Source organism: Alkalihalobacillus sp. BA299, from assembly GCF_017745675.1.
In the GTDB taxonomy this organism is placed as follows: Bacteria; Bacillota; Bacilli; order Bacillales; family Bacillaceae_F; genus Alkalihalobacterium.
In genome coordinates this window covers 1-1,738 of the sequence record NZ_JAFLJM010000049.1, presented here as the reverse complement: position 1 = coordinate 1,738, position 1,738 = coordinate 1, and the positions used below count along the sequence as shown (strand labels likewise).

Here is a 1,738-nt window from a genome sequence, read left to right as displayed (position 1 = left end):
CTGATATGAACGAAACTGTCAAATACGTACCCCATTTTTTTAATTTCAGCTAAATCTGGGCAACCTTAATAGGAGAAAAGCTACTTAATTTTTCTCCACTTAAACTTTACATGGAGTGGTGGGTATGATAGCCTTTGTCGCTGAGCCAATTTCTTTGACTCTTGGTTCCTTGGCGAAACAGTCATACCCACAGAGGCTCCATGTCAAGTTTTCATTGCTATTGCTCTCTTTTTATTTAAAGAGCAGTTAAGTACACGGCACGAAGGCAAAAATTCTCTACATCGGTTTTCATTCTGATATTCGTGGGTTCTCACATTTTATCTTTCCGTATAAAAGAGCTTCCACTAACTTATCACGTGCGTAAATCTATTAGATTTGCACAAAGTCAACTCGTGGTTTCTCTTTTCCGGTTTTAACCTTTGCCTTCGAGCCCTATACTTAACTCTTACTACTAAAAAATTCTTATAACTGCCATAATTCCTACTTTATTAATCTAGATTGCTTTTGTTTCTTGCTCTTTTTCAAACTCTTGTGCAATAGCCCAAATAAATCCTGCTAATTCTCTGGCAACTGCAGTTACTGCTTTTGCAGTTTGCTTTCCTTTTGCTAATAAACGAAAATACTTCTTGTGTAATCTTTTTTGTGCTTTCCATGAAATCCCCGTTATGCTTGGGGGTTGTCCTTTCTGCCTTTTTTTCAAATTTCCTTTCACTGCTGGTTGATACCGATAACTCCAAGCAGCTTCTACTAACAACCTTCGTACATGACGATTACCTGTCTTTGTAATTTTTCCTTGTTTTCTCATATCACCACTAGAACTTTCACTAGGAACAAGTCCTGCATATGCCATGAATTGATTAGGAGTTGCAAAACGTTTAAAAGTTCCTAATTCAGCTACCAGGCTAGTTGCTGTTATCACAGCTACACCACGTAAGGTTTGAAGAGCTTTAATTATCGGGGCATGTACTCCTTCAGTAGCTTCCACTTCAATCTCTTCTTCTAAGCGTTTTAAACGCTGTTGAATCTCTGTAAGTTGATGCATATATTCTTGAAATACCACTCTTGAGCTACTATGATCAAAGGTCAAGGTATCCAACCATTCATTATATTTTTTTGTCCATCTTTTTACACCTTTGGGAGAACGAATTTCATGACGTAAAAGAAATTTAATCAAACGATGTTTCGCTCTTAACTCATCCTCTTTTACATCTTCTCGAGCTCGAACTAAATCTCGTAGTGCCTCATCTTCTTCATTAGGAACATGAATGGGTGTTAACTCTCCAGAACGATATAGCCGTGCTAAGCGAATGGCATCTCGTCGATCTGTTTTTACTCGTTCACCCGGTTTTTGAGGAATCAAAGAGGGAGCAATAACTTCACACTCAATTCCCATACTTTTAAATAAACGATACAGTCCGTAGCCTGTTACTCCAGCTTCATAACACATACGCAGATTTTGAGTATTTCTTAGTTTTTTTACCAACTTTCGAATTTCTTCTACCGAATAAGGAATCATTCCAATATATCTTGGATCTCCTCTTCCTTCATCTGCAACTGCCACTGCAATTTTTTCTTTTGACACGTCTAAACCTACATATTTTGTGGTATCCTTCATAATACTAGCTCCTTTCGTAATGTAGCTCTGTTTTGGTTTGGTTTTTTTCATTAAACAGCTTAGCCAAAATAATCTACGATATTACGAGTAAGGGGCTAGTTTCGTTCATGATAACTTATCGTA

The 1,738-nt window shown here is 37.3% G+C and carries 1 protein-coding gene; it reads right to left on the bottom strand.

Going from position 1 to position 1,738, the window contains the following annotated elements:
* Positions 1 to 493: 493 nt before the first annotated feature.
* A complete protein-coding gene (locus tag J0N78_RS25380; RefSeq protein ID WP_209125859.1) occupies positions 494 to 1,615 on the bottom strand; it encodes an IS110 family RNA-guided transposase in 1,122 nt (373 codons plus the stop codon).
* Positions 1,616 to 1,738 lie beyond the last annotated feature (123 nt).